Here is a 573-nt window from a genome sequence, read left to right as displayed (position 1 = left end):
TCGACGGCGTGAAGATCGTCGACCGGGACGGCGCGCTCGCGCAGCGCGAGATCCGCGTGGTCAGCGCATACGGCGGCGCGGTCGAGCTGGGCCCGTATCGCCACTTCATGCAGAAGGAAATCTTCGAGCAGCCGCGCGCGATCAGCGACACCGTGCCGCAAACCGAAGCCTTCGACGCGACGCTGTTCGGCGACGCCGCGCCCGCCGCGTTCGCGGAGATCGACAGCCTGCTGATCCTCGCATGCGGCACGAGCTACTACTCGGGCCTCACCGCCAAGTACTGGCTCGAATCGATCGCGAAGATCCCGACCCAGGTCGAGATCGCGAGCGAATACCGCTACCGCGAATCGGTGCCGAACCCGCGCCAGCTCGTGCTCGTGATCTCGCAGTCGGGCGAGACGGCCGACACGCTCGCGGCGCTCAAGCACGCGCAGTCGCTCGGCCACACGCACACGCTCGCCGTGTGCAACGTCGCGACGAGCGCGATGGTGCGCCTCACCGAGATGCAGTTCCTGACGCACGCGGGCACCGAGATCGGTGTTGCGTCGACGAAGGCGTTCACGACGCAGCTCG

At 67.9% G+C, this 573-nt stretch carries 1 protein-coding gene; it reads left to right on the top strand.

What is annotated here, in order from left to right; all coding sequences use genetic code 11:
• Nucleotides 1-573: SIS domain-containing protein (locus L810_RS43655; RefSeq protein WP_042978536.1), on the top strand; the 573-nt coding region annotated here is incomplete at both ends.

Source organism: Burkholderia sp. AU4i, from assembly GCF_000466765.1.
GTDB classification, from domain to species: domain Bacteria; phylum Pseudomonadota; class Gammaproteobacteria; order Burkholderiales; family Burkholderiaceae; genus Burkholderia; species Burkholderia cepacia.
Note: the sequence above shows the minus strand (reverse complement) of the source record. Positions and strands in the feature narration are given on the sequence as shown.